Origin of the sequence: Streptomyces venezuelae (assembly GCF_008642355.1) — a bacterium.
GTDB lineage: Bacteria > Actinomycetota > Actinomycetes > Streptomycetales > Streptomycetaceae > Streptomyces > Streptomyces venezuelae_B.
The window spans coordinates 797,460-817,903 of the sequence record NZ_CP029193.1; the positions used below are offsets into that span (position 1 = coordinate 797,460).

Annotated in this window: 19 protein-coding genes and 1 pseudogene; 6 read left to right on the forward strand and 14 right to left on the reverse strand. The window is 72.3% G+C overall.

Translation table 11 applies throughout. The annotated features are described in order from the left end of the window. Positions 1–8: 8 nt before the first annotated feature. The 10 genes and pseudogenes from DEJ47_RS03465 to DEJ47_RS03510 form a co-directional block, all read right to left on the reverse strand. Positions 9–605 (reverse strand): transglutaminase-like domain-containing protein, encoded by a 597-nt coding sequence (locus tag DEJ47_RS03465; protein WP_150164800.1) that lies wholly within the window; start codon positions 603–605, stop codon positions 9–11. 78 nt (positions 606–683) lie between these two features. Beyond that, complete coding sequence (locus DEJ47_RS03470; protein ID WP_150175410.1) at positions 684–1,754, reverse strand: threonine aldolase family protein; 1,071 nt, start codon at positions 1,752–1,754, stop codon at positions 684–686. Between the two features lie 35 nt (positions 1,755–1,789). Further along, positions 1,790–2,530 carry an SDR family NAD(P)-dependent oxidoreductase gene (locus DEJ47_RS03475; RefSeq protein ID WP_150164802.1) on the reverse strand — a complete coding sequence of 247 codons (741 nt, stop codon included), beginning with the start codon at positions 2,528–2,530 and terminating at the stop codon, positions 1,790–1,792. 26 nt (positions 2,531–2,556) lie between these two features. After that, positions 2,557–3,960 (reverse strand): DUF6421 family protein, encoded by a 1,404-nt coding sequence (locus DEJ47_RS03480; protein WP_150164804.1) that lies wholly within the window; start codon positions 3,958–3,960, stop codon positions 2,557–2,559. A gap of 81 nt (positions 3,961–4,041) precedes the next feature. Then, positions 4,042–5,049 carry an alpha/beta hydrolase gene (locus tag DEJ47_RS03485; protein ID WP_150164806.1) on the reverse strand — a complete coding sequence of 336 codons (1,008 nt, stop codon included), beginning with the start codon at positions 5,047–5,049 and terminating at the stop codon, positions 4,042–4,044. Continuing rightward, a pseudogene (locus DEJ47_RS03490) lies at positions 5,049–6,185 on the reverse strand (LLM class flavin-dependent oxidoreductase). Before DEJ47_RS03490 ends, DEJ47_RS03485 begins: the two are co-directional and overlap by 1 nt. A 110-nt stretch (positions 6,186–6,295) precedes the next feature. Continuing rightward, positions 6,296–7,498 carry a GDSL-type esterase/lipase family protein gene (locus tag DEJ47_RS03495; RefSeq protein ID WP_150164808.1) on the reverse strand — a complete coding sequence of 401 codons (1,203 nt, stop codon included), beginning with the start codon at positions 7,496–7,498 and terminating at the stop codon, positions 6,296–6,298. A 29-nt stretch (positions 7,499–7,527) separates the two neighbouring features. Beyond that, positions 7,528–8,103, reverse strand: coding sequence for a TetR/AcrR family transcriptional regulator (locus DEJ47_RS03500; RefSeq protein WP_150164810.1), 576 nt, complete (start codon positions 8,101–8,103; stop codon positions 7,528–7,530). A gap of 95 nt (positions 8,104–8,198) precedes the next feature. Then, positions 8,199–9,092, reverse strand: a complete 894-nt coding sequence (locus DEJ47_RS03505) for a helix-turn-helix domain-containing GNAT family N-acetyltransferase (RefSeq protein ID WP_150175411.1) — start codon at positions 9,090–9,092, stop codon at positions 8,199–8,201. Between the two features lie 64 nt (positions 9,093–9,156). Then, positions 9,157–10,881, reverse strand: coding sequence for a dihydroxyacetone kinase family protein (locus tag DEJ47_RS03510; protein WP_150164812.1), 1,725 nt, complete (start codon positions 10,879–10,881; stop codon positions 9,157–9,159). Positions 10,882–11,210: 329 nt separating this feature from the next. On the opposite strand from DEJ47_RS03510, the gene DEJ47_RS03515 reads away from it, so the two are divergent. Next, positions 11,211–12,005 carry a helix-turn-helix domain-containing protein gene (locus tag DEJ47_RS03515; protein WP_150164814.1) on the forward strand — a complete coding sequence of 265 codons (795 nt, stop codon included), beginning with the start codon at positions 11,211–11,213 and terminating at the stop codon, positions 12,003–12,005. A gap of 24 nt (positions 12,006–12,029) precedes the next feature. Here the strand turns inward: DEJ47_RS03515 and DEJ47_RS03520 are convergent, their stop codons facing one another. Further along, positions 12,030–13,082, reverse strand: coding sequence for an alpha/beta fold hydrolase (locus DEJ47_RS03520; protein ID WP_190415252.1), 1,053 nt, complete (start codon positions 13,080–13,082; stop codon positions 12,030–12,032). A gap of 105 nt (positions 13,083–13,187) precedes the next feature. Beyond that, entirely contained in the window at positions 13,188–13,982 is a 795-nt protein-coding gene (locus DEJ47_RS03525; RefSeq protein WP_150164816.1) for an SDR family NAD(P)-dependent oxidoreductase, read from the reverse strand. A gap of 235 nt (positions 13,983–14,217) precedes the next feature. On the opposite strand from DEJ47_RS03525, the gene DEJ47_RS03530 reads away from it, so the two are divergent. The 3 genes from DEJ47_RS03530 (at position 14,218) to DEJ47_RS03540 (ending at position 17,698) form a co-directional block, all read left to right on the forward strand. Beyond that, a complete protein-coding gene (locus DEJ47_RS03530; protein WP_150164818.1) occupies positions 14,218–15,771 on the forward strand; it encodes a bifunctional phosphatase PAP2/diacylglycerol kinase family protein in 1,554 nt (517 codons plus the stop codon). A 41-nt stretch (positions 15,772–15,812) separates the two neighbouring features. Further along, positions 15,813–16,487, forward strand: a complete 675-nt coding sequence (locus tag DEJ47_RS03535; RefSeq protein ID WP_317850776.1) for a PadR family transcriptional regulator — start codon at positions 15,813–15,815, stop codon at positions 16,485–16,487. A gap of 527 nt (positions 16,488–17,014) precedes the next feature. After that, positions 17,015–17,698: a glycerophosphodiester phosphodiesterase gene (locus DEJ47_RS03540; RefSeq protein WP_150164820.1), complete on the forward strand. Its 684-nt coding sequence runs from the start codon at positions 17,015–17,017 to the stop codon at positions 17,696–17,698. Here DEJ47_RS03540 and DEJ47_RS03545 read toward each other — a convergent pair. Continuing rightward, positions 17,688–18,266, reverse strand: coding sequence for a GNAT family N-acetyltransferase (locus DEJ47_RS03545; protein ID WP_150164822.1), 579 nt, complete (start codon positions 18,264–18,266; stop codon positions 17,688–17,690). The two genes, DEJ47_RS03540 and DEJ47_RS03545, sit on opposite strands and share 11 nt — an antisense overlap. Before the next feature lie 84 nt (positions 18,267–18,350). Between DEJ47_RS03545 and DEJ47_RS03550 the strand changes: the two genes are divergently transcribed. Next, positions 18,351–18,743: a VOC family protein gene (locus tag DEJ47_RS03550; protein WP_150164824.1), complete on the forward strand. Its 393-nt coding sequence runs from the start codon at positions 18,351–18,353 to the stop codon at positions 18,741–18,743. 36 nt (positions 18,744–18,779) lie between these two features. Here the strand turns inward: DEJ47_RS03550 and DEJ47_RS36245 are convergent, their stop codons facing one another. Next, the gene (locus DEJ47_RS36245; protein ID WP_161238003.1) at positions 18,780–18,941 is read right to left on the reverse strand and encodes a hypothetical protein; all 162 of its coding nucleotides are present in this window, start codon (positions 18,939–18,941) and stop codon (positions 18,780–18,782) included. Positions 18,942–19,070: 129 nt separating this feature from the next. Between DEJ47_RS36245 and DEJ47_RS03555 the strand changes: the two genes are divergently transcribed. Continuing rightward, positions 19,071–20,417, forward strand: coding sequence for an NAD(P)/FAD-dependent oxidoreductase (locus tag DEJ47_RS03555; protein ID WP_150164826.1), 1,347 nt, complete (start codon positions 19,071–19,073; stop codon positions 20,415–20,417). The last annotated feature ends 27 nt before the right edge of the window (positions 20,418–20,444 follow it).

The following is a 20,444-nucleotide window of genomic DNA, read 5'->3' on the forward strand; positions in this document are numbered from 1 at the left end:
GTCGTGCCTCACAGTCCCGAGGGGTATGTCTGCCAGAGATGCAGCCGGTCCCGGGCTTCCCTGAGCGCGCGGACGGCCACAGGACTTGGTTCGGCATAGAGGACCGGATAGTCCACTTCGTTGCACTCCGGGTCCACGGGCCAGGCCAGCCGCTCCTCGCCGATGCGGAACTGCGCGTCGACGCCGTCCGGGATGTTGCCGCGCGGGTCCTGCCGGTGCCAGGCGCCGTCGAGGCGGACGGCGACCAGGCCGTGCAGGGAGTATCCGCTGGTGTTGTCGTCGCGCAGGCGCTGATAGCAGAACCCCGTGGGAATGCCCTCGGCGCGCAGCAGGGCGGCGAGGGCGTGGGACTTGGCGGTGCAGATGCCGGTGCGTTCCCGCAGGACGTCGGAGGCGCGCCAGGGGACCTCATTGCGGCCCACGTCCTGCGAGTGCGGGATGGCGTCGCGCACGTACTCGAAGGCGGCGCGGGCGTACGCGTACGCATCTGCGGATGTTCGTGCAAGACCGGCCGCCACCTCCCGGACCAGGGGGTGATGGTGGTCGACGACCTCGTCCGCCGCCAAGTACACAGACAGGTCGGGCTTTTCCTGGGTCAGCCGCATGCCACGGGAGCATAGGAATACGCCCGACCGTACGTCAATTACTTTACGGTCAGACGTATACCTATGCAGCACGTCGGCTCAGCGGGCCATCTCCTCCTTGAGCGCCGCGAGGAACCCGTCGACGTCCTCCTCGCGCGTGTCGAACGAGCACATCCAGCGGACATCGCCCGCGGCCTCGTCCCAGAAGTAGAAGCGGTACCGCTTCTGCAGGCGCTCGCTCACGTCGTGCGGGAGACGGGCGAAGACCGCGTTGGCCTGCACGGGGTAGAGGATCTCCACGCCGTGCACCGAGCGGACGCCCTCCGCGAGGCGCTGCGCCATCTCGTTGGCGTGACGCGCGTTGCGCAGCCACAGGTCCTTGCTGAGCAGGGCCTCCAGCTGCACCGACACGAAGCGCATCTTCGACGCGAGCTGCATCGACATCTTGCGCAGGTGCTTCATGTGCCGGACGGCGTCCTGGTTGATGACCACGACGGCCTCGCCGAACAACGCGCCGTTCTTCGTGCCGCCGAGCGACAGGAGATCGACGCCGACGGCGTTCGTGAACGTCCGCATGGGCACGTCGAGGGCGGCCGCGGCGTTGGCTATCCGGGAGCCGTCGAGGTGCACCTTCATGCCGAGCCGGTGCGCGTGGTCGCAGATCGCGCGGATCTCGTCGGGCGTGTACAGCGTGCCCAGTTCGGTGTTCTGCGCGATCGAGACGACCTGCGGCATGGCGCGGTGCTCGTCGTCCCAGCCGAACGCCTGCTTGTCGATCAGCTCGGGGGTGAGCTTGCCGTCGGGCGTGGGGACGGTGAGCAGCTTGAGGCCCGCCATGCGCTCGGGCGCGCCGCCCTCGTCCACGTTGATGTGCGCGGACTCGGCGCAGATCACCGCGCCCCAGCGGTCGGCGACCGCCTGGAGCGCCACGACGTTGGCGCCCGTGCCGTTGAACACCGGGAACGCCTCGGCGGTGGGGCCGAAGTGGCCACGGATCACCTGCTGGAGGTTGGCCGTGTAGTCGTCCTCGCCGTACGCGATCTGGTGGCCGCCGTTGGCGAGCGCGAGCGCCGCCATGACCTCGGGGTGGGCGCCCGCGTAGTTGTCGCTGGCGAAGCCGCGGACGTCCGGGTCGTGGTGACGGCGGGCGTCGGTCTTCGGCGGGTTCACGGCTTCTCGGTCACGACCGGTCGTGTCGCGTGCGGTCACGGCTTCTCGGTCAGCCACAGACGGTTTCCGTTCACTTCTCCTGCGGGCTTGTCCCAGACGCCGGCGACGGCCTCGGCCAGCTCCTTGACGTCCGTGAAGCCCGCGAACTTCGCGTCGGGCCGAGCCTTGCGCATCTCGTCGTGCACCAACGCCTTGACCACCAGGATCGCAGCCGCCGCACGCGGCCCGTCCTCGCCCCCCGCCTTGCGGAAGGCGTCGGCGAGGGCGAGCGTCCAGGCCTCGGCCGCGGCCTTGGAGGCGGCGTACGCGGCGTTGCCCGCGGTCGGCTTGGAGGCGCCCGCGGCGCTGATCAGCAGATAGCGTCCACGGTCGCTGCGCCGCAGGCCGTCCTCGAAGGCGAGTGAGGTGTGCTGGACGGTGCGGATCAGGAGGTTCTCCAGGTGGTCCCAGTCCTCCAGCTTGGTCTCGGCGAAGCTCTTGCTGCCGCGCCAGCCGCCGACGAGGTGGACCAGGCCGTCGATCCGCCCGAACTCCTTCTCCGTGCGCGTCGCCCACTCACGGGCCGCGTCCAGGTCGAGGAGGTCGACGGTGTCACCGATGACGGTGGCCCCGCCGTGCGCGTACCGGGCGGCGTCCACCGCTTCGGCCAGGCGCGCGGCGTCGGCGTCCGACGCCACGACGGTGGCTCCGGCCTCGGCCAGCCTGAGCAAAGTGGCGCGTCCGGCGGGCCCGGCCGCTCCGGCCACGGCCACCACGGCTCCATCGAGTGCGGACATGGTCCTCGCCTCCTCCTGGCGGCCGCTCACGCGGCGGCCTTCTCGGCGCCCGAGGTAGCGGTGATCCCCTTGGTGGAGGCGATCACGTGCTTCAGCTTCTTGGAGAGCGCCTCATAGAACATGCTGAGCGGAAACTCGTCGGGAAGCACCTCGTCGACCAGTTTGCGCGGCGGCAGCGAGGTGTCCAGGGCGTCGGGGCCCTTGGCCCAGCGCGAGCCCGGGTGCGGGGCGAGGTACGTGGACACCAGGTCGTACGCGGCGAACCAGTGGACCAGCTTCGGGCGGTCGATGCCCGCGCGGTAGAGGTCCTCGATCTCGCCGCAGAGCTGGTTGGTGATCTCCGGCGCGCGCTCCCAGTCGATCCTGAGCTGGTTGTCGGTCCAGCGGACGACATCGTGCTTGTGGAGGTACGCGAAGAGCAGCTGTCCACCGAGCCCGTCGTAGTTCTTGACGCGGTCGCCGGTGACCGGGAAGCGGAACATCCGGTCGAAGAGGACGGCGTACTGCACGTCGCGGGCCTGCGGGACGCCCTCGGCCTCCAGCTTCACGGCCTCCTTGAAGGCGGTGAGGTCGCAGCGCAGCTCCTCCAGGCCGTACATCCAGAACGGCTGGCGCTGCTTGATCATGAAGGGGTCGAACGGCAGGTCGCCGTGGCTGTGGGTGCGGTCGTGGACCATGTCCCACAGGACGAACGCCTGCTCGCAGCGGTCCTGGTCGGCGACCATCTGGCGGATGTCGTCGGGCAGTTCGAGCCCGAGGAGGTCCACGGCGGCCTCGGTGACGCGGCGGAAGCGGGCGGCCTCGCGGTCGCAGAAGATGCCGCCCCAGGAGAACCGCTCGGGGGCCTCGCGCACGGCGATGGTCTCGGGGAAGAGGACGGCCGAGTTCGTGTCGTACCCGGCGGTGAAGTCCTCGAAGGTGATGCCGCAGAACAGCGGGTTGTCGTACCGCGTGCGCTCGAGCTCGGCCAGCCAGTCGGGCCAGACCATGCGCAGCACGACCGCTTCGAAGTTGCGGTCGGGGTTGCCGTTCTGCGTGTACATCGGGAAGACGACCAGGTGCTGCAGGCCGTCCTCGCGGTGCGCGGCGGGCTGGAAGGCGAGCAGCGAGTCGAGGAAGTCGGGCACCTGGAAGCCCGTCTCGGCCCAGCGGCGCAGGTCGGCGACGAGCGCGCGGTGGTACGCGGCGTCGTGCGGGACGAGCGGGGAGAGCTCCTCGACCGCGGATATCACTCGGTCCACGGTGAGCTCGGCGATGCCCTTGGCCGGGGCGCCGTCCGCCTCGAAGTCGATGGAACCGTCCGCCGACTGCCAGGGCCGGATGGTCTCCACGGCGTCCTTGAGCACCGGCCACGCGGGGTGGTCCACCACCCGCCCAGCAGCGGAAAGAACCGCACCCTCGACACCCGACTGCACAAGAATTTCCGTCATGCCCCATCCTCCACGGGAGAACCTCGCGTCAGAACACCGTATGCGGGCGAGGTTCTCCGCGACAAGAGGGGCCTCCGGAAATTATCCTGCGCCACCCCCACCTGAGCCGCTGTTTTTCCTGCGACCTCCTGTCGACCCGATGGCTTCTGCCGCACCGGCCAGCGCCCGCACCGCGTCGGGGAGCAGGTCGGGGAAGCCGAGGAAGCCGTGGAACATGTGCGGGAAGTGGGCGGCGGTGACGTGCCCGTCGGCCGCGCGCAGGCGGGCCGCGTAGGCGAGCCCTTCGTCGCGCAGCGGGTCGCAGCCGGCCGTGAGGACGTACGCGGGCGGCAGGCCGCGGAGGTCGGGGGCGCGCAGCGGCGAGGCGTAAGGGTGGGCGCTGTGGCCGTCGGCGCCCAGGTATTGCCGCCAGAACCAGCGCAGGTGCGCGGCGGTCAGGAAGTAGCCGTGCGCGTTCTCACGGTACGACTCCGTGTCCTGGGCCGCGTCCAGCAGGGGGTAGAGGAGTACCTGCAGCGCGACGGCGGGACCTTCCGCGTCCCTGGCGCGCAGCGCGACCGCGGCGGCGAGCCCGCCCCCGCTGCTGTCCCCCGCGACGACGACGGCGTTCGGATCGCCTCCGAGCACGGCGCTCTCCCCCACCGCCCAGCAGAGCGCCGCGTACGCGTCGTCGACGGCCGCGGGGAACCGGTGCTCGGGCGCGAGCCGGTACGCGACGGAGACCACGACGGCTCCGGAACGGGCGGCGAGCGCTCGGGCGGTGGCGTCGTGGGAGTCGATCCCGCAGAGGACGTAGCCGCCGCCGTGGAAGAAGACGGCGGTGGGGCGGAGCTCCACCGGGTGCCGGTCCGGGTCAGGCAGGTAGAGGCGTACGGGAATCTCGGGCGCACCCGGCGGCCCCGGAACGGTCCGGTCCACGACGGTCCCGACGGCGGGCGGCGCCTTCCTGGAGGCGGGCGCGGCGGCGAGGACGCGGCGGGCTTCCACCGCGTCGGTGACGGCCCCGCCCAGGTCGGGGAAGGCGCGCGCGAGGGCGTCGACAAGGGGGCGGGCGCGGGGGTCGAGGCGGTCGGGGGCGGGCCGCCGCATCAGCTTCGCCCCGCCTCCTGTGCGCGGAAGTGCGGGATGACCTTCTCGCCCCACTGCCGCAGCGTCTCCAGGCAGGCCTCCTGGGGGACGGTCCCCATCTGGACGAGGCACATGATCTCGTCGGCTCCCGCGTCGCGCAGGCGTTACACGTAGGCGATGGCGTCGTCCGCGGTGCCGTAGGCGTGGTCGGCGTTGAACGTCGCCGTCGAGGCGGGGCGTACCGGAATGTTCTGCTCGTGCAGGCGCGCCACGACCTGTTCCGCGGCTCCGCGCATCTCCGCGGCCTCGTCGCGCCCCTCCACGACCGCCTCGTCGGGGAGTCCCGCGCCGCCGTACCAGTGGCCGATGGACTGCGCGAAGAACCGCTGGCCGCGGATGCCGACGCGCCGCGCGGCCTCCCGGTCGTCGAGCACGATCGTCGGGCAGAGCACGGAGAAGTGGTCGTTGACGACAGTCGACACGAAGCGGGCGCCGGTGCGGGCCGCGACGGCCGCGTCGTACGCCTGTCGCATCCCGGCGATCGACTCGGGCCCGGCGAACCCCATCACCAGGGCGCCGATGCCGAGTTCGGCCGCCTGTGCCAGGGTCTCGGTCCTGCTGCAGGCGAGGAAGAGCGGCGGGTGCGGCATCTGCTTCGGCCGCGGGAGGATCGGGTGCGGGCCGATGTCGAGGAGTTCCCCGTGGTGCTCCAGCTCCTCCTTCTCCCAGGCCTTGCCGATGATCCGGAGCGCTTCCTCGACCTCCTGGGTCGTACGTTCCCTGTCGACTCCGCAGAGCGACGTCTCCTGTTCCGTGCCGCCGCGCCCCGCGCCGAGGTCGAGCCGTCCACCGGAGAGCAGGTCCAGCATGGCGGCGCGTTCGGCGACCCGCGCCGGGTGGTTGAAGTTGAACGGCATGCAGACGACGCCGTGCCCGATCCTGATGGTGCTCGTGCGGGCGGCGACCCAGGTCAGGAAGATCTCCGGCGCGCTCATGTGCGCGTACCACTTGAGAGAGTGGTGCTCGACCGCCCAGACGCGGTCGAACCCCATCTCCTCGGCGAGCACGGCCTGTTCGACGCTGTCGTGGATGACCTGGTGCTCGCGCTCGACGGTCGGATCGGCGAGCTGTGCCTCGAATATGACGGAGAACTTCACGTGCCCTCCAGAGAGCGAGTCGCGTATGACGGTTAGTCATATGACTAACCGTCAGGTCGCGAAGTCGCAAGGGGCGGCGCACCGGCGTTCCGTCCGGCGGCTCGGTCCGTTCAGCCGCCGAACGCGCCGCCCGCCGTGAAGACCTTCGCCGCGAAGCGCTCGCCGATGAGGCGGTGGGTGTCGGCGTCCGGGTGGAGGTCGTCGGGGAGCGGGTGCTCCGCCACGTCCGCGGGGCCGTACAAGTCACGGCCGTCGAGGTGGTGCAGGTTCGGGTCGTCGGCCGAGCGCTGCTTCACGATGCGGGCCAGTTCGTCGCGGATGACGTTGAGGGTGAGCTTGCCGCTCGCCCGCTCCGCCGGGTCGCCCATCGCGATGAACCGGAGGCGCCCCTCCCCGAAGTCGCTGAAGTCCGGCGCGCTGGGGCCGGGGGTGTCCTCGTGGATGGGGCACAGGATCGGCGAGACGACCAGGAGCGGCGTCTCCGGGTGGCCGTCACGGATGGTGTCGAGGAATCCGTGCACCGCGGGCGCGAAGGCGCGCAGCCGCATCAGGTCGGCATTGACCACATTGATGCCGAGCTTGACGCTGATCAGGTCCGCAGGGGTGTCCCTCATGGCGCGGGCCGTGAACGGGTCGAGCAGGGCGCTGCCCGCGAGACCCAGGTTGATCAGCTCCACACCGCCGCGCGAGGCGGCGAGCGCCGGCCAGATCGTGGTGGGGCTCGCCGCGTCGGAGCCGTGGCTGATGGAGCTGCCGTGGTGCAGCCACACCTTGCGGCCCGGGTCCCGCGCGGGCTCCACCGGGGCGTCGGTCCGCAGCGCGACGAGTTCGGTGGTCTCGTTGTGCGGCAGCCAGATCTCGATGTCCTTCATGCCGTCGGGCAGTCCGGTGAACCGCGCGGTGCCGGGCTCCCCGGTGCTGCGCTCGACGGTGCCCGCGGTCATGTCGATGGTCAGGACGTGGCCTGCCTCGACGGTCGTCGCGCCGGCCGGTCGGCCGTCGACGAGCAGGTCGTAGACGCCGTCCGGGCGGGGCGGGGCGCCCACGTACGACCGCTTGGTGGGCAGTGTGTCGAGTTCGATCGCGGTGGCGCGCGTACGGAACGCCAGGCGTATGCCGGAGGGCTGGGACTCGGCCATGGCGAGCTGCCCGTCGATGTTCTGGGCGCGGGCTCCGGCGGGGAGCCGGTGCGGCAGCAGGCCGTGCTCGGTGCGCTCCACGTCGAGAGCACCTCGCAGGAGCTCCGCGGTGATGGCCGTGGTGGTCCAGGAGGGGTCGTCGTGATGGGTGGGGTGAGTGTCGTCCGTGTGCATTGCCTCAACCTGTTGATCAAGCGTATGGATTAGACGTCCGGTTCGGGCCAGTTCCGCAGCAGCGCGTCAAGAGCGTCGATGACGCGCGTCCACGTCTCGTCGGAGTCCGGTGCGCTGTGGCTGAACCCGCCGCCGAGCTCCAGGCTCACGTAGCCGTGGAAGACGCTGCCGAGGAGGCGGACCGCGTGCGTCTGGTCCGGTTCCGTCAGCTCGTACCCGCGCAGGATCGCCCGCGTCATCTCCGCGTGCCGGCCGCCCGCGCCGGCGGCAGCGGCCTCGGGGGTGAGCCGGAGCTGGGCGGCGGCGTACCGGCCGGGGTGCTCGCGGGCGTAGTCGCGGTAGACGTTCGCCAGCGCGGCCAGCGCGTCCTTGCCCGCCCGTCCGGCCAGCGCGTCGGCGCCCCGGTCGGCGAGTTCCGCGAGGGCGAGCAGGGCGATGCCGGTCTTGAGGTCCTGTGAGTTCTTCACGTGCGAGTACAGGCTCGCGGCCTTGACGTCGAACCGTCGCGCGAGCGCGGAGACGGTCACCTGGTCGAACCCGGCCTCGTCGGCCAGCTCCGCCCCCGCCCGCACCAGACGCTCCGCGGTCAGCCCCACGCGAACCATGGCGTACCCCTTCCTCTCCTCGACCTTCGCCTACCCCTCCCCGACTTAACCGATTATGGAACTGCCTAAAGGCCTTAGGCAAACTGTCATCTCCATTAGGCATCGCGCCCGATGCGCTTCTCGAACCAGTGGTGCGCGTACGGCTCGTCGTTGAACGCGGGCACTTCCTGGAAGCCGCAGGAGCGGTACAGGCCGATGGCCGCGTCGAGCGCCTTGTTGGTGTCGAGGCGCAGGACGGTGCGGCCCTCCCCGGCGGCCAGCTCCTCCAGCTCCGCGAGGAAGCGGCGACCGAGACCGAGACCTCGCGCCGCGGGCGCCACCCACATGCGCTTGATCTCGGCCGGGGCGCCGGGCGGCAGCTTGAGCCCGGCGCAGCCGACGGGCTCACCGTGCACCCTGGCCACCAGGAACAGGCCACGCGGCGGCCGCAGCCCGCCCGCGTCCGGCAGCAGGCTCCGCGCGGGGTCGAAGCCGGTGTCGAAACGCTCCTGGAGCTCGGTGAAGTAGGAGCACAGGCAGTACTCGGCGTCGGGGTGGCCGGGGTCGACGGTGGCCAGGGCGACCGTCGATGCGGTGAGCAGCCGGTCCACTTCCGCCATGGCGGCGACGAGCCGGGCCCGCTGCGCGGTGTTCAGCGGCTTCAGGAGGGAACCCGCGAGCCGGTCGCTGCGCTCGTCGAGCAGGCCGCGTTCGGCGCGGCCTGCTCCGGTCAGCCGGACCGTGCGGACCCGCCGGTCGCGGGGGTGCGGTTCCACCGTCACCAGGCCGTCGGCCTCCAGGGCGCGCAGCAGGCGGCTGACGTAGCCGGAGTCGAGCCCGAGGCGTTCGCGCAGTCCGCGCACGTCCTGTTCCCGCTCGCCGATCTCCCAGAGGAGCCGGGCCTCGCCGACGGGGCGGTCGCGGCCCAGGTAGTTGTCGTGCAGCACGCCCACGCGTTCGGTGACGGTGCGGTTGAAGCGTCGTACCTGATCGATCTGCTCGGCATTGATCTGCTCGGCGTCCATTCTCTGACCTTAGTCAGAGAATGGACGTCGGTGAAGGACGAACCTTCGGTCAGATGACGGTGATGTGGCCGGGCGCGGGCAGACGCGGGGCCGTCGCCGGTTCGTGGATGTCCGCGAGAGCCATGAAGAGCAGCGCGACGGCGAGCGCGCCCGGGTCCGGCACGCCGAGCGCGTGGTCACCGACGTAGCTGGCGCGGCCGCGTCGGGGGCGGAGCGACGCGGTGGCGAGGGCGCCTCGGATGGCCGCCTGCGCCGCCTCGGTCAGCGGCGCCTCGGGGGCGTCCGCGCCCCGGGCGGCGGTCAGGGACTCGGCGGCGGGCGCGAGGGCGTCGACCAGCGTGCAGTCGCCGGGGACCGCGCCGCCCACCCGGTGGATGGCGGCGTGGCCGGCCTCGGCGGCCTCCGCGAGCGCGTCCGCCGTCGGGGCGCCGCCGTCCGCCGGGGACGCGGCGGCCAGGTGCTGGAAGAGGAGGCCGAACAGGGGGCCGCTGGTGCCTCCGACGTCGTTGAGGAAGGCGTCGGCGAGCGCCGCCGTGCCGTCCATGCCGGTCTCGTCGGCCAGCTTCACCGCGCGGCGCACGCCTCCGGCGAGGTTGTCGCCGAAGTCGCCGTCGCCGACGAGCTGGTCGAGCTTGGTGAGGTTGTCGCGGACCTGCGTGACGGTGCGGGCGTAGCGGTCGAGGAGGGCGCGGTCGCCGGTTTCGTGCGGCGCGGACGCGCGGGTGTTCGCGGGCTTCCGTACGGGCGACTCGGGGGTTTCGCCGCCGACGGCACCCTCCAGCGGGCGCGGCAGGACCAGCGGGGTCCGGGTGGGGGCGGTCCACAGGTCGGCCCAGCCGTCTTCGAGCCGCGTGAGGGTGAGGGAGAACCCGGCCATGTCCAGGGCGGCGGTGAAGGTGCCGGGGACGACGAGGACGGGGCGGAGGCCGCGGGCGGTGAGCTCGTCGTTCAGGAGTACCGCGATGGCGTTGAGTTCCAGCTCGGTGGTGGCGCCGAGGCCGTTGACGAGGGCCAGTACGTCGTCGGGTCCGTCGGGCAGCGCGTCCAGGAGGTCGTCGGCCATGCGCCGGACCAGGTCGCCGGTGGCGGGCCGCGCGATGGTGCGGATGCCGCGCTCGCCGTGGATGCCGACGCCGTAGTCGAGGGTGCCCTCGTCCAGCTCGAACGCGCGGTGCAGCGTGGTGGGCGAGGTCTGGGCGCGTGCGGCGACGGCGATGCTGCGGGAGCGGGCGACGACGCGCCGGCCGAGGTCGGTGAGCTCCTCCAGCGTGGCGCCCCGGTCGGCGGCGGCGCCGAGGAGCTTCTCGACGACGACCGTCGCGGCGGTGCCCCGGCGGCCGGTCGCACTGTCCGCGCTGTCGGTGGCCAGGTCGTCGTCGACGAGGACGGTGGCGACGGGGATGCCGTCGTGCCGCAGGCGCTCCGCCGCGATCTGGAAGTTGATCACGTCGCCGGTGTAGTTCTTGACAATGTGCAGGACACCGCCGCTCTTCGCGGCAGCGGCACTCGCCTCGTAGATCTGCCGGTTGTGCGGGGAGGCGAAGATCTCGCCGGGGCAGACGGCGTCCAGGCCGCCCCGCCCCAGGAGCCCGGTGTGCAGCGGTTCGTGGCCGGAGCCGCCGCCGGAGACCAGGGCGACCGTGCGGGCCGGGTCGGCGTCGCGGGCCCGCAGGTACAGCGGGCTTTCGTTCACCTCGATCATGCCGGGGTGCGCCAGGGCCAGCCCTCGGGCGGCGGTCGGCACGGCATCGGTCTCCGGCAGGAAGTGGCTCATCGTCGAACTCTCCAAGGGTGTGCTCGTGGCGTACGCGACGGCTGGTCCGTGACCACTGGTCCGTGCCGGTCGACTCGCCGGTCGGCGACGCGGTGGCTGTGGTCCTCCACCCGGAACCCGGGAGTTCCGGACCATGCCGGGCGGCGTGGCGCCCACCCTGCCTCCGCGCCCCGCGCCAAGGTCGGCACGCCCGGATACCGGCACGCCGACGTTCCGGTCCCCGCCGCGATGTGCGAGGCTGACACCGTGCCCCGGACCGGGCCGAGATCGGCGAAGGGCGCGCGGCACCCCCGTACGACAGCTTCATCTTTGCGAGGTCTTTACAGTTGGTGGACGCGCGACGCGAGGATCTCGGGCGGATGCTGCGTGCGTGGCGGATGGCCCGCGACCCGGCCCTGCTCCCCGGCCCCGTCCCCTTCCGCGGCCATCGCTCGTACCTCACGCAGCTCGACATGGCATTGCTGCTCGGGGTCTCCGAACGCTGGTACCGCGCCCTGGAGCGGGGCGAGGACCGCAAGTACGCGCGCGAGATGATCGACGGCGTCGTACGGATCCTGGACCTCTCCCCCGGCCAGGCGACCGCCCTCCACCGCGGCACCGGCCACCAGCCGCCCCGCTACCGGGCGGGGAGCGTGCGGCCCGACGACGCGATGCTCGATCTGCTGCACCAGCAGCGCCGGGTGAGCTGGATCTGCGACCAGGCCTGGGACGTGCTCGCCGTCAACGCCGTGGCGGCACGCCACTGCCCCTGGCTGGCCCGGCCGGACGCGAACGTCATGACTTGGGCGTTCTCCGCGGAGGCCCGGTATCAGCTGCGTGACTGGGACGCGAAGTGGGCGGTTCCGCTGCTCGGCCGGCTCCGCCTCGCCTGGCAGCGCTGGCCGGACAACGAGCGCCTGGACGACGTGGTGCGGACCGTGCGGCGCGAGCCGGGCGTCGCCGAGCTGTGGGAACGTACGGCGGACGTCCGGGCGCCGCACGACGACGCGGCGCTCCCCGTGTACTTCCCGCTGGTGGCGCCCGACCCGGTCGACGTGCGCGTCGCGGCGTACGGGCGCTTCGGCGACACGGCGCTGCGCTGGCTGGTCCTCACCCCCGTTGACCCGTCGGTCACGTTTCCCTGAGACGGACGGCCCGGGGCCGGGAGGTCAGGCGTCCAGGGTGCCGAGCCAGTCCGTCACGATCCCGTTGACCTCGTCGGGGCGTTCCTGCTGGACCCAGTGGCCGCAGCCGTCGAGGACGTGCGAGGAGCGCAGGCCCGGCAGGGTGTCGGGGAACGCCTCGATCGCGTCGGCGAGCCACGTGGTCGAGGCGTCCAGGGCTCCCCCGACGAACAGGGACGGCCGGCGGACCGGGGCGCCGGCGAAGCGCGGCGTGAGGTCCTCCCAGTCCCGGTCCATGGCGCGGTAGCGGTTGAGGGCGCCGGTGAGGCCGGTCCGTTCGAACTCCTCGGCGTACACGTCGAGGTCGCGCTCGTCGAGCCACGCGGGCAGCCGCGCACCCGAAGCCCCGGGAGCCCCCGGAACCGGCGGTACTCCCGTCACGGCCGGGAACCGGTCCCGCAGCCGTCCGCCGCGGCTCACGAAGTGCGGGTCCGGCGCGTCGGGGCCCGGCATCGTGTCGCCGGAGAGCGCGGCGTAGAAACCGGCGAGCCAGCCCCGTACGTCGGGCTCGATCTCCGCCTCGGCGCGGCCGGGCTCCTGGAAGTACGAGACGTAGAACTCCTCGTCCCCGCCCATCCCGGCGAACACCTCACTGGGTCGCGGCCCACCCGGTGGGGTGTACGGGACACTCAGCAGCCCGACCGCGCGGAAGACGTCGGGCCTGACGAGCGCGGAGTGCGCGGCGACGGTCGCGCCCCAGTCGTGCCCCACGACCACGGCGGTCTCCTCGCCGAGCGCACGCACCACGGCGACGCCGTCCTCGACCAGGTCGAGCATCCGGTACGCGGCGGCGTCCGCGGGGCGCGACGAACGGCCGTAGCCGCGCATGTCGACGGCGACCGCGCGGTATCCGGCCGCGGCCAGGGCGGGCAGCTGATGGCGCCAGGAGTACCAGGACTCGGGGAAGCCGTGCACCAGCAGCACGAGGGGCCCCTGACCCTGCTCCACGAGGTGAACGCGGCCCGCGGGCGAAGGGACCAGACGGTGGGTCGGACGTCCGGCGGACGGCGGACAGGTCAGCGGCTGCGCGGACGACATGGGCACTCCTCGGCTCCGGCGACGACGTGCCCCGAGCATGCGACGCGCGTCCACGACGGAACGATGTTCGTTGCCGTTCCGGCAAACAGGGGCCGCTACCAGCCGTTACGGAACGATCGAGTCCACATAGCCGCCGTCCACCCGTACCGCTCCGCCCGTCGTCGCGGACGCCAGGGGGGAGCTGAGGTAGACGACCATGTTCGCGATCTCCTCCGGCTCGATGAGGCGCTGGATCAGGGACTGGGGGCGGTGCTCCGTCATGAACTTCCGCTGCGCCTCGTCCCACGGCAGCGCGCGGTCCACCAGTTCGTAGACGAAGTCCTCCACGCCGCCGGTGTGCGTCGGCCCCGCGATCACGGAGTTGACGGTGACGCCGGACCCCGCCGCCTCCTTCGCGAAGCCCCGCGACACGGCGAGCAGCGCGGTCTTCGACATGCCGTAGTGGATCATCTCCGCGGGCGTGACGAGCGCCGAGTCGCTGGCGATGTTCAGGACGCGGCCCCAGGAGCGGTCCTTCATGCCGGGCAGGTAGTGGCGGATCATGCGCACGGCGGTCAGTACGTTGACCTCGAAGTAGCGGCGCCATTCGTCGTCGGTGATGTCGAGGGCGGGCTCGGCACCGAAGACGCCGAGGTTGTTCACGAGGATGTCCGCCCGCGGCACGGCGTCGAACACCTGCCGCGCGCCCTCGTCCGTGGAGATGTCGCCCGGCGCGGCGAGGAACCCGGCGCCGTCGCACTCCCCCTTGAGCCGGTCGACGGCGGCGTCCACGGAGTCGCGGGACCGGCCGTTCACCGCGACCTCGGCGCCCGCCCGCGCCAGGCCGACGGCGATCGCCGCGCCGATCCCCTGGGTCGAACCGGTGACGAGCGCGGTCTTGCCGGAAAGGTCGACGAGCATGGGGTGTACCTCCTGGGGTTCCTGTCCTGCTCTGCCTGCTCTGCCCCTCCCTGTCTACCCCTTGCGGGAGAGGGCCCACAGCCCGTCGCGGCGCCATGCGGTTCTCCGTCCGGTCGGATGCCGTCCTGCGGGCGGGGGCCGCTCCCAAGACTGAACCACGTACCCCGTTCGGACGAGCATCACGGGCCTCCCCCGTGTCGTCCTGTTCGAGTGAGCCCATGAAGCGAGTGACCCCATGAAGCGACGGATCGCCGGCGTCGACCGGCGGTGGTTCGAGCGGGTGGCGTCGGCGCGGCTGCCCGGCGCGGAGCAGGTGCTGCCGCCGCTGAGCAGGTCGGCGAACCACGGGCGGCTCTGGCTGGGCACGGCCGCCGCCCTCGCGGTCGTCGGCGGTCCCGCGGCCAAGCGTGCCGCGCGGCGTGGTGTGGGCGCCCTGGCGCTCGCCTCGGTGACGACGAACGCGGTGGCCAAGTACGCCGTACGCCGACGCCGTCCCGTCCTCACCACCGTCCCCGCGATGCGACGGCTCTCCAAGGCGCCGTGGACGTCGTCGTTCCCGTCCGGGCACGCCGCGTCGGCGGCGGCGTTCGCGGTGGGGGTGGCGCTGGAGGCGCCCCGGTACGGCGCGCTGCTCGCGCCGGTCGCCGCGGCCGTCGCGTTCTCCCGGGTGTACGTGGGGGTGCACTACCCCGGCGACGTGCTCGCGGGCTGCGTGCTCGGTGCGGCGGCGGCCGCGGTGACCTGCTACTGGTGGCCGCCGCACCCCCAGCCCGCCCAGTTCCGTCGCACCCGGGTGAAGGCGCCGGCGCTGCCTGAGGGCGAGGGGCTCGTCGTCGTTCTCAACTCCGGTTCGGGGAGGGGCGTTCCGGGGCGTCTGCCCCCGGGCGAGCATCTGGAGCTGCTGCTGCCGAAGGCGGAGATCCTGTCGTGCGGTCCGGGCGACGACCTCGACGCGGTCCTGGACGAGGCGGTCGCGCGGGCGACCGGGGCGGGCGGGGTGCTCGGTGTGTGCGGCGGGGACGGCACGGTGAACGCCACGGCCCGGCGTGCCGCGGCGGCGGGGCTGGCGCTCGCGGTCTTCCCCGGCGGCACGCTGAACCACTTCGCGCTGGACGTGGGCACGCCCACCTTCGAGGACACCGCGCACGCCGTGGCGCGGGGCGAGGCGGTCCGCGTCGATCTGGCGCGGGTGCGGGACGGAGAGGGCAGGGACATCGCGGGGTTCGTCAACACGTTCAGCATCGGCATCTACCCCGAACTCGTCAGCAGGCGCGAGAAGTTGGAGGGGCGCATCGGCAAGTGGCCGGCTGCCGCCGTGTCGTTCGTCGAGGTGCTGCGGACCGCGGCGCCGCTGCGGATCCGGCTCGACGGCCACGACCGTGTGCTGTGGCTGCTCTTCGCGGGCAACGGGCAGTACGTGCCGGACGGCCTCGCGCTCACGCACCGGCCCCGCCTGGACGACGGCCTCCTCGACATCCGTACCGTCGACGCGGAGGCGCCGCTCGCCCGGTCGCGCGTCGCCCTCTCCGCGCTGGGCGGTGCGCTGCGGCGTTCGCGGGTGTTCCGCTCCGAACGCGTCGAGGAGTTGCGGCTCAGCGGTCTCGAGAACGTGACGGGTCTCGCGTATGACGGTGAGACCGCACCGACGCCGGACGCCCTGGTCCTGGACAAGCTGCGCTCCGCGCTGACGGTGTACAGCCCGGCGGCCCAACTCGACGAGATCGCCCAGCGGGCCCGCACGCTGACACTGGCGGCGAACCGGCAGCCGAGGCGGGGACCGGTCGCCTGATCCCTTGCGCCCGCCCCGCCCCCTTCACTTCAATGCGCCCTATGGCGGCCCGTCGAACGACCTCGCAGCGGCAGAACGGCAGCACGGCGTCCGCGGACGGCGGCGGTGACGGTGCCATGGGCGGGGACGCCGTGCTGCCGCCCACCGCGTGGGCCGTGCTCGGGCTCCTGTCCTTCCCCGGGGAGCGGACCGGGTACGAGCTGAAGAAGTGGGCGGACGCCTCCCTCCGCTTCTTCTACTGGTCACCCGCCATCAGCCAGATCTACGCCGAGCTGCGCCGCCTCGAAGCGCTCGGGTACGCCACGTCGCGCCGCTCGGGGCCGGAGGCCCCGCGTACGAAGCGGGCGTACGCCATCACGGACGAAGGGCGTGCCGCGCTGGCCGCGTGGGCCGACGGCGGCCGGGACGTGGGCCCACCCGTCCTCAAGCACCCGCTGCTCCTGCGCATCTGGCTGGGCCACCTCACCGCCCCCGACCGGCTGCGGGATCTCGTGGCCGAACACATCGCACAGACCCGGGGCGAACTGAGGGAGGCCAGGGACGCGCTGGCCCGCGTGGACCGGTCGGACGGACCGCAGTCGTGGTCGCACCCACAGGTCGCCCTGCGCTGGAGCGAACGGCGCCTGGAGGCGGAGGTGGGCCTGGCGGAGGCGATGCTCGACGACTTGGCCGAGCTGGAGGCTCGGGGAGCACGCGGCGGCGTCGACGGACCGTAGGCGTCGGGGCCGGGCGGCGAGGCGGCGACGGCGTGGTCCGGCCGACCGCGCCGGGGGCGCGATCCGCTCCGGCGCGCCGCCGTGGCGGCCCGTGCTGATGCACCCCCGCGGCCGGGGGCGACCGGTGACGGTGAAGCTCGTCGGCGGGGCGTCGTGGCTCCGGGCGGCCGGGCGTTGGTGGGGAAACGGCGCGCCCGGCGTCAACTCCCGCTGCCCGTAGGTCAACTCGTGGAGGACTCGCCCACGCCAGGGTGAAGCGGCTGGCCGTGACGGTGGTGCCGGGGGTAGGACGGGCGGGTCAGTCGTCCTCCGCCGTTCGGAGCAGCGCACCCGTGAGCACCCGTGCCGTCCTTGTCGCAGCCCTGATCACCGGCCTCCTCCTGGGGATCGCGGGGACCAGATCCGAGGAGCCCAGCGGCCCCCGTCCACACGGTTCCGTCGCCGAGGCGGGCCATTAGGCTGCGACATTGCGCGCGGCTCCCCGGCCGCGCGGTCGCCGAGCCTCCGTCGACGGAAGCGAGTGGATCTTGAACTTCCTCACCATCGGTCACCGTGGGGTCATGGGCGTCGAGCCCGAGAACACCCTGCGTTCCTTCGTCGCCGCGCAAGCGGCGGGCCTCGACCTCATCGAGCTCGATCTGCATCTGAGCAAGGACGGCGCGCTCGTCGTCATGCACGACGCCGACGTGGCCCGTACGACCGACGGCAAGGGGCCGATCGCCGAGAAGACCCTCGCCGAGCTGCGGGAGCTCGACGCGGGCCGCGGCGAGCGCATCCCCGTCTTCGAAGAGGTCCTGGACGCGGTGAAGGCACCGCTGCAGGCCGAGATCAAGGACGTCGCGGCAGCACGCGCCCTCGCCGAGGTCATGCTGAGCCGCGACCTGGTCGCGCGCGTCGAGGTGATCTCCTTCCACGACGAGGCGATCGCCGAGATCGCCCGCCTGGTCCCGGGCGTCAGGACCGCCCTCGTCGCGAGCCGCTACGGCACGGACGTCGTGGAGCGCGCCACCGCCGTCGGCGCGACCACGCTCGTCCTCAACATCCGGCGCCTGACACTGGAGATCGTCGAGCGCGCCAGGAAGGCGGACCTGAGGATCATCGGCTGGGTCGTGAACACCCAGGACGACCTGCGCCTGGTGCGGGCCCTGCAACTGGACGGGGCGACCACGGACTACCCCGAGATCAAGCGGACGGGGCGCTTCACCGCCTAGGCGACGGACTCCGGTCCTGCGTCAGGTCCTTGACCAGCAGCTCGAACTGCAGGTCGTCGCGTTGCGGGATGCCGAAGCGCTCGTCGCCGTACGGGAAGGGGGTCATCTTTCCCGTACGGCGGTAGCCGCGCCGCTCGTACCAGGCGATGAGGTCGTCCCGGGCCGAGATGACCGTCATGTGCATCTCGCGGACGCCCCACGTCTCGCGTGCCGTCCGCTCGGCCTCCGCGATGATGACCTTGCCGAGCCCCGCGCCCTGCAGCGCCGGGCTGACGGCGAACATGCCGAAGTAAGCGTGATCACCGCGGTGTTCGAGCTGGCAGCACGCGATGAGCGCGCCGTCCCGCTCGACGGCGAGCAGCCGGCTCGTCGGCGACTCGATGACGCCGACGACGCCCTGCGGGTCGGTGCGCTGCCCCTCCAGGAGGTCTGCCTCGGTCGTCCACCCGACGCGGCTCGCGTCTCCTCGGTACGCCGACTCTATGAGCGAGACGAGGGCGTCCACGTCGGCGGTTTCGGCGGCGCGGAAAGTGAGCTCTCCCGGGGTGGGGCGCGGGGCGGTGTCCATGGACCTGGCTCTCCGAATCTCTGGCGCGATGTCTGGGGCGCCGTCGAGCCTAACCCCACGCCACGGGCGCTAAGGTGCGGCCGCATGGTCCACGTACTGAGCAGCAGAACACTTCTGCGCCCCACCGACCCGGAGCGCTCCCGCGTCTTCTACGGCGAGACGCTGGGCCTCGGCGTCCACCGCGAGTTCGGCACCGGCCCCGAGCGCGGCACGGTCTACTTCCTCGGCGGGGGATTCCTGGAGGTGTCGGGCCGCTCCGACGCCCCGCCCGCGCCGGGACTCCAGCTCTGGCTCCAGGTCGCGGACGTCGCGGCGGCCCACGCGGAGCTGGTGGAGCGCGGCGTCGATGTGGTGCGGCCGCCGGTCAAGGAGCCGTGGGGGCTGATCGAGATGTGGATCGAGGATCCGGACGGCGTCAGGATCGTTCTCGTCGAGGTCCCGCACGACCACCCGATCCGCTACCGGCCCGGGATCTGACCGCATGAGCATCGGCCATCACGGCCATCACCGCTGTCACGGGGCGAGCGGCGGCAGTACGGGGAACGCCTGGTTCCGCCAGATCCCGCGCGACCCTTTCTCCAGGTAGGCCGTGACCATCGGCGCCACGCAGGCCTCCGCGCCGGGCCACGCGGCACACATGCGGACGGGCAGACCGGACAGAGGCGTGTGAAGCACGTCACACGAGCAATCCATCCAGGATGCAGGGGTACAAGGCCACGGGTACGGTCCGCAGAAGATCATTCAGAGTCCCGACAGGCCCGACAGCCCTGAAGTCGATCTCCAACAGCTCAGGAGAGACATCACATGGCAGCTCCCCGGATCCTCATCGTCGGCGGCGGTTTCGCCGGCATGGAGTGCGCACACAAGCTGGAGAAGAAGCTCTCGCCCCACGAGGCGGAGCTGCGGCTGATCAGTCCGACGGACCACCAGCTGTACCTGCCGCTGCTGCCGCACGTCGCCTCCGGAGTGCTCACTCCGCAGTCGGTGGCCGTGCCGCTGCGCAGGATGCTGCGCCGCACGTCGATCGTGCCGGGCGGCGCCGTCGGCGTCGACCCCAAGGCCAAGGCGGTGGTCGTACGGAAGATCAACGGCGAGGAGGTCGTGGAGCGCTACGACTACCTGGTCCTGACGCCCGGCAGCGTCACGCGGCAGTTCGACATCCCGGGCGTCGACCGGTACGCGGTGGGCGTCAAGACGCTCGCCGAGGCCGCGTGGATCCGCGACCACGTCATCTCCCAGCTCGACCTGGCCTCGGCGAGCTCCAGTCGTGAGGAACGCGAGCAGCGGCTCCAGTTCGTGGTGGTCGGCGGCGGCTACGCGGGCGTGGAGACGGCCGCGTACCTCCAGCGGCTGACGTGCGCCGCGGTGAAGCGCTATCCGGGGCTCGACGTGTCGCAGATCAAGTGGCACGTGGTGGACGTCGCCCCGAAGCTGATGCCGGAACTGGGCCCGCGGCTCGGCGACAAGGCGATGGAGATCCTCCAGCGGCGGGGCGTGAATGTCTCCCTGGGGGTGTCCGTGGCCAAGGCGACCGAGGACACCGTCACGCTCACCGACGACCGTGTCCTGCCGTGCCGCACGCTGATCTGGACCGCGGGTGTCGCGCCGAGCCCTCTCATCGCGACGCTGGGCGCGGAGACGAACCGCGGCCGGCTCGTCGTGCGGCCCGATCTGACGGTGCCGGGACTCGACGGCGTCTTCGCACTCGGCGACGCGGCGGCCGTCCCGGACCTCGCCAAGGGCGGCGACGCGATCTGCCCGCCGACCGCGCAGCACGCCATGCGGCAGGGCTGGGCGGCCGGGAAGAACGTCGTATCGGCCCTGCGCGGCTTCCCGCTGACCGACTACCGGCACAAGGACATGGGGCTGGTCGTCGACCTCGGCGGCATCCAGGCGGTGTCGAAGCCGCTCGGCGTGCAGCTGACGGGGTTGCCCGCGCAAGTGGTGGCGCGCGGCTACCACCTGGGCGCGCTGCGCACGGTCACGGCGCGTTTCCGGACCGCCGCGAACTGGGGCCTCAACGCGCTCGCGGGCGACGACTACGTACGCACCGGTTTCCAGGCGCGGCGGCCCGCCACGCTCAAGGACTTCGAGATGACGGACGCCTACCTGACGCAGGAGGAGATCATGAAGCGGGTGGGGGCGGCCTGAAGGGCGCCCGCTCATCCGTTCGGGCGC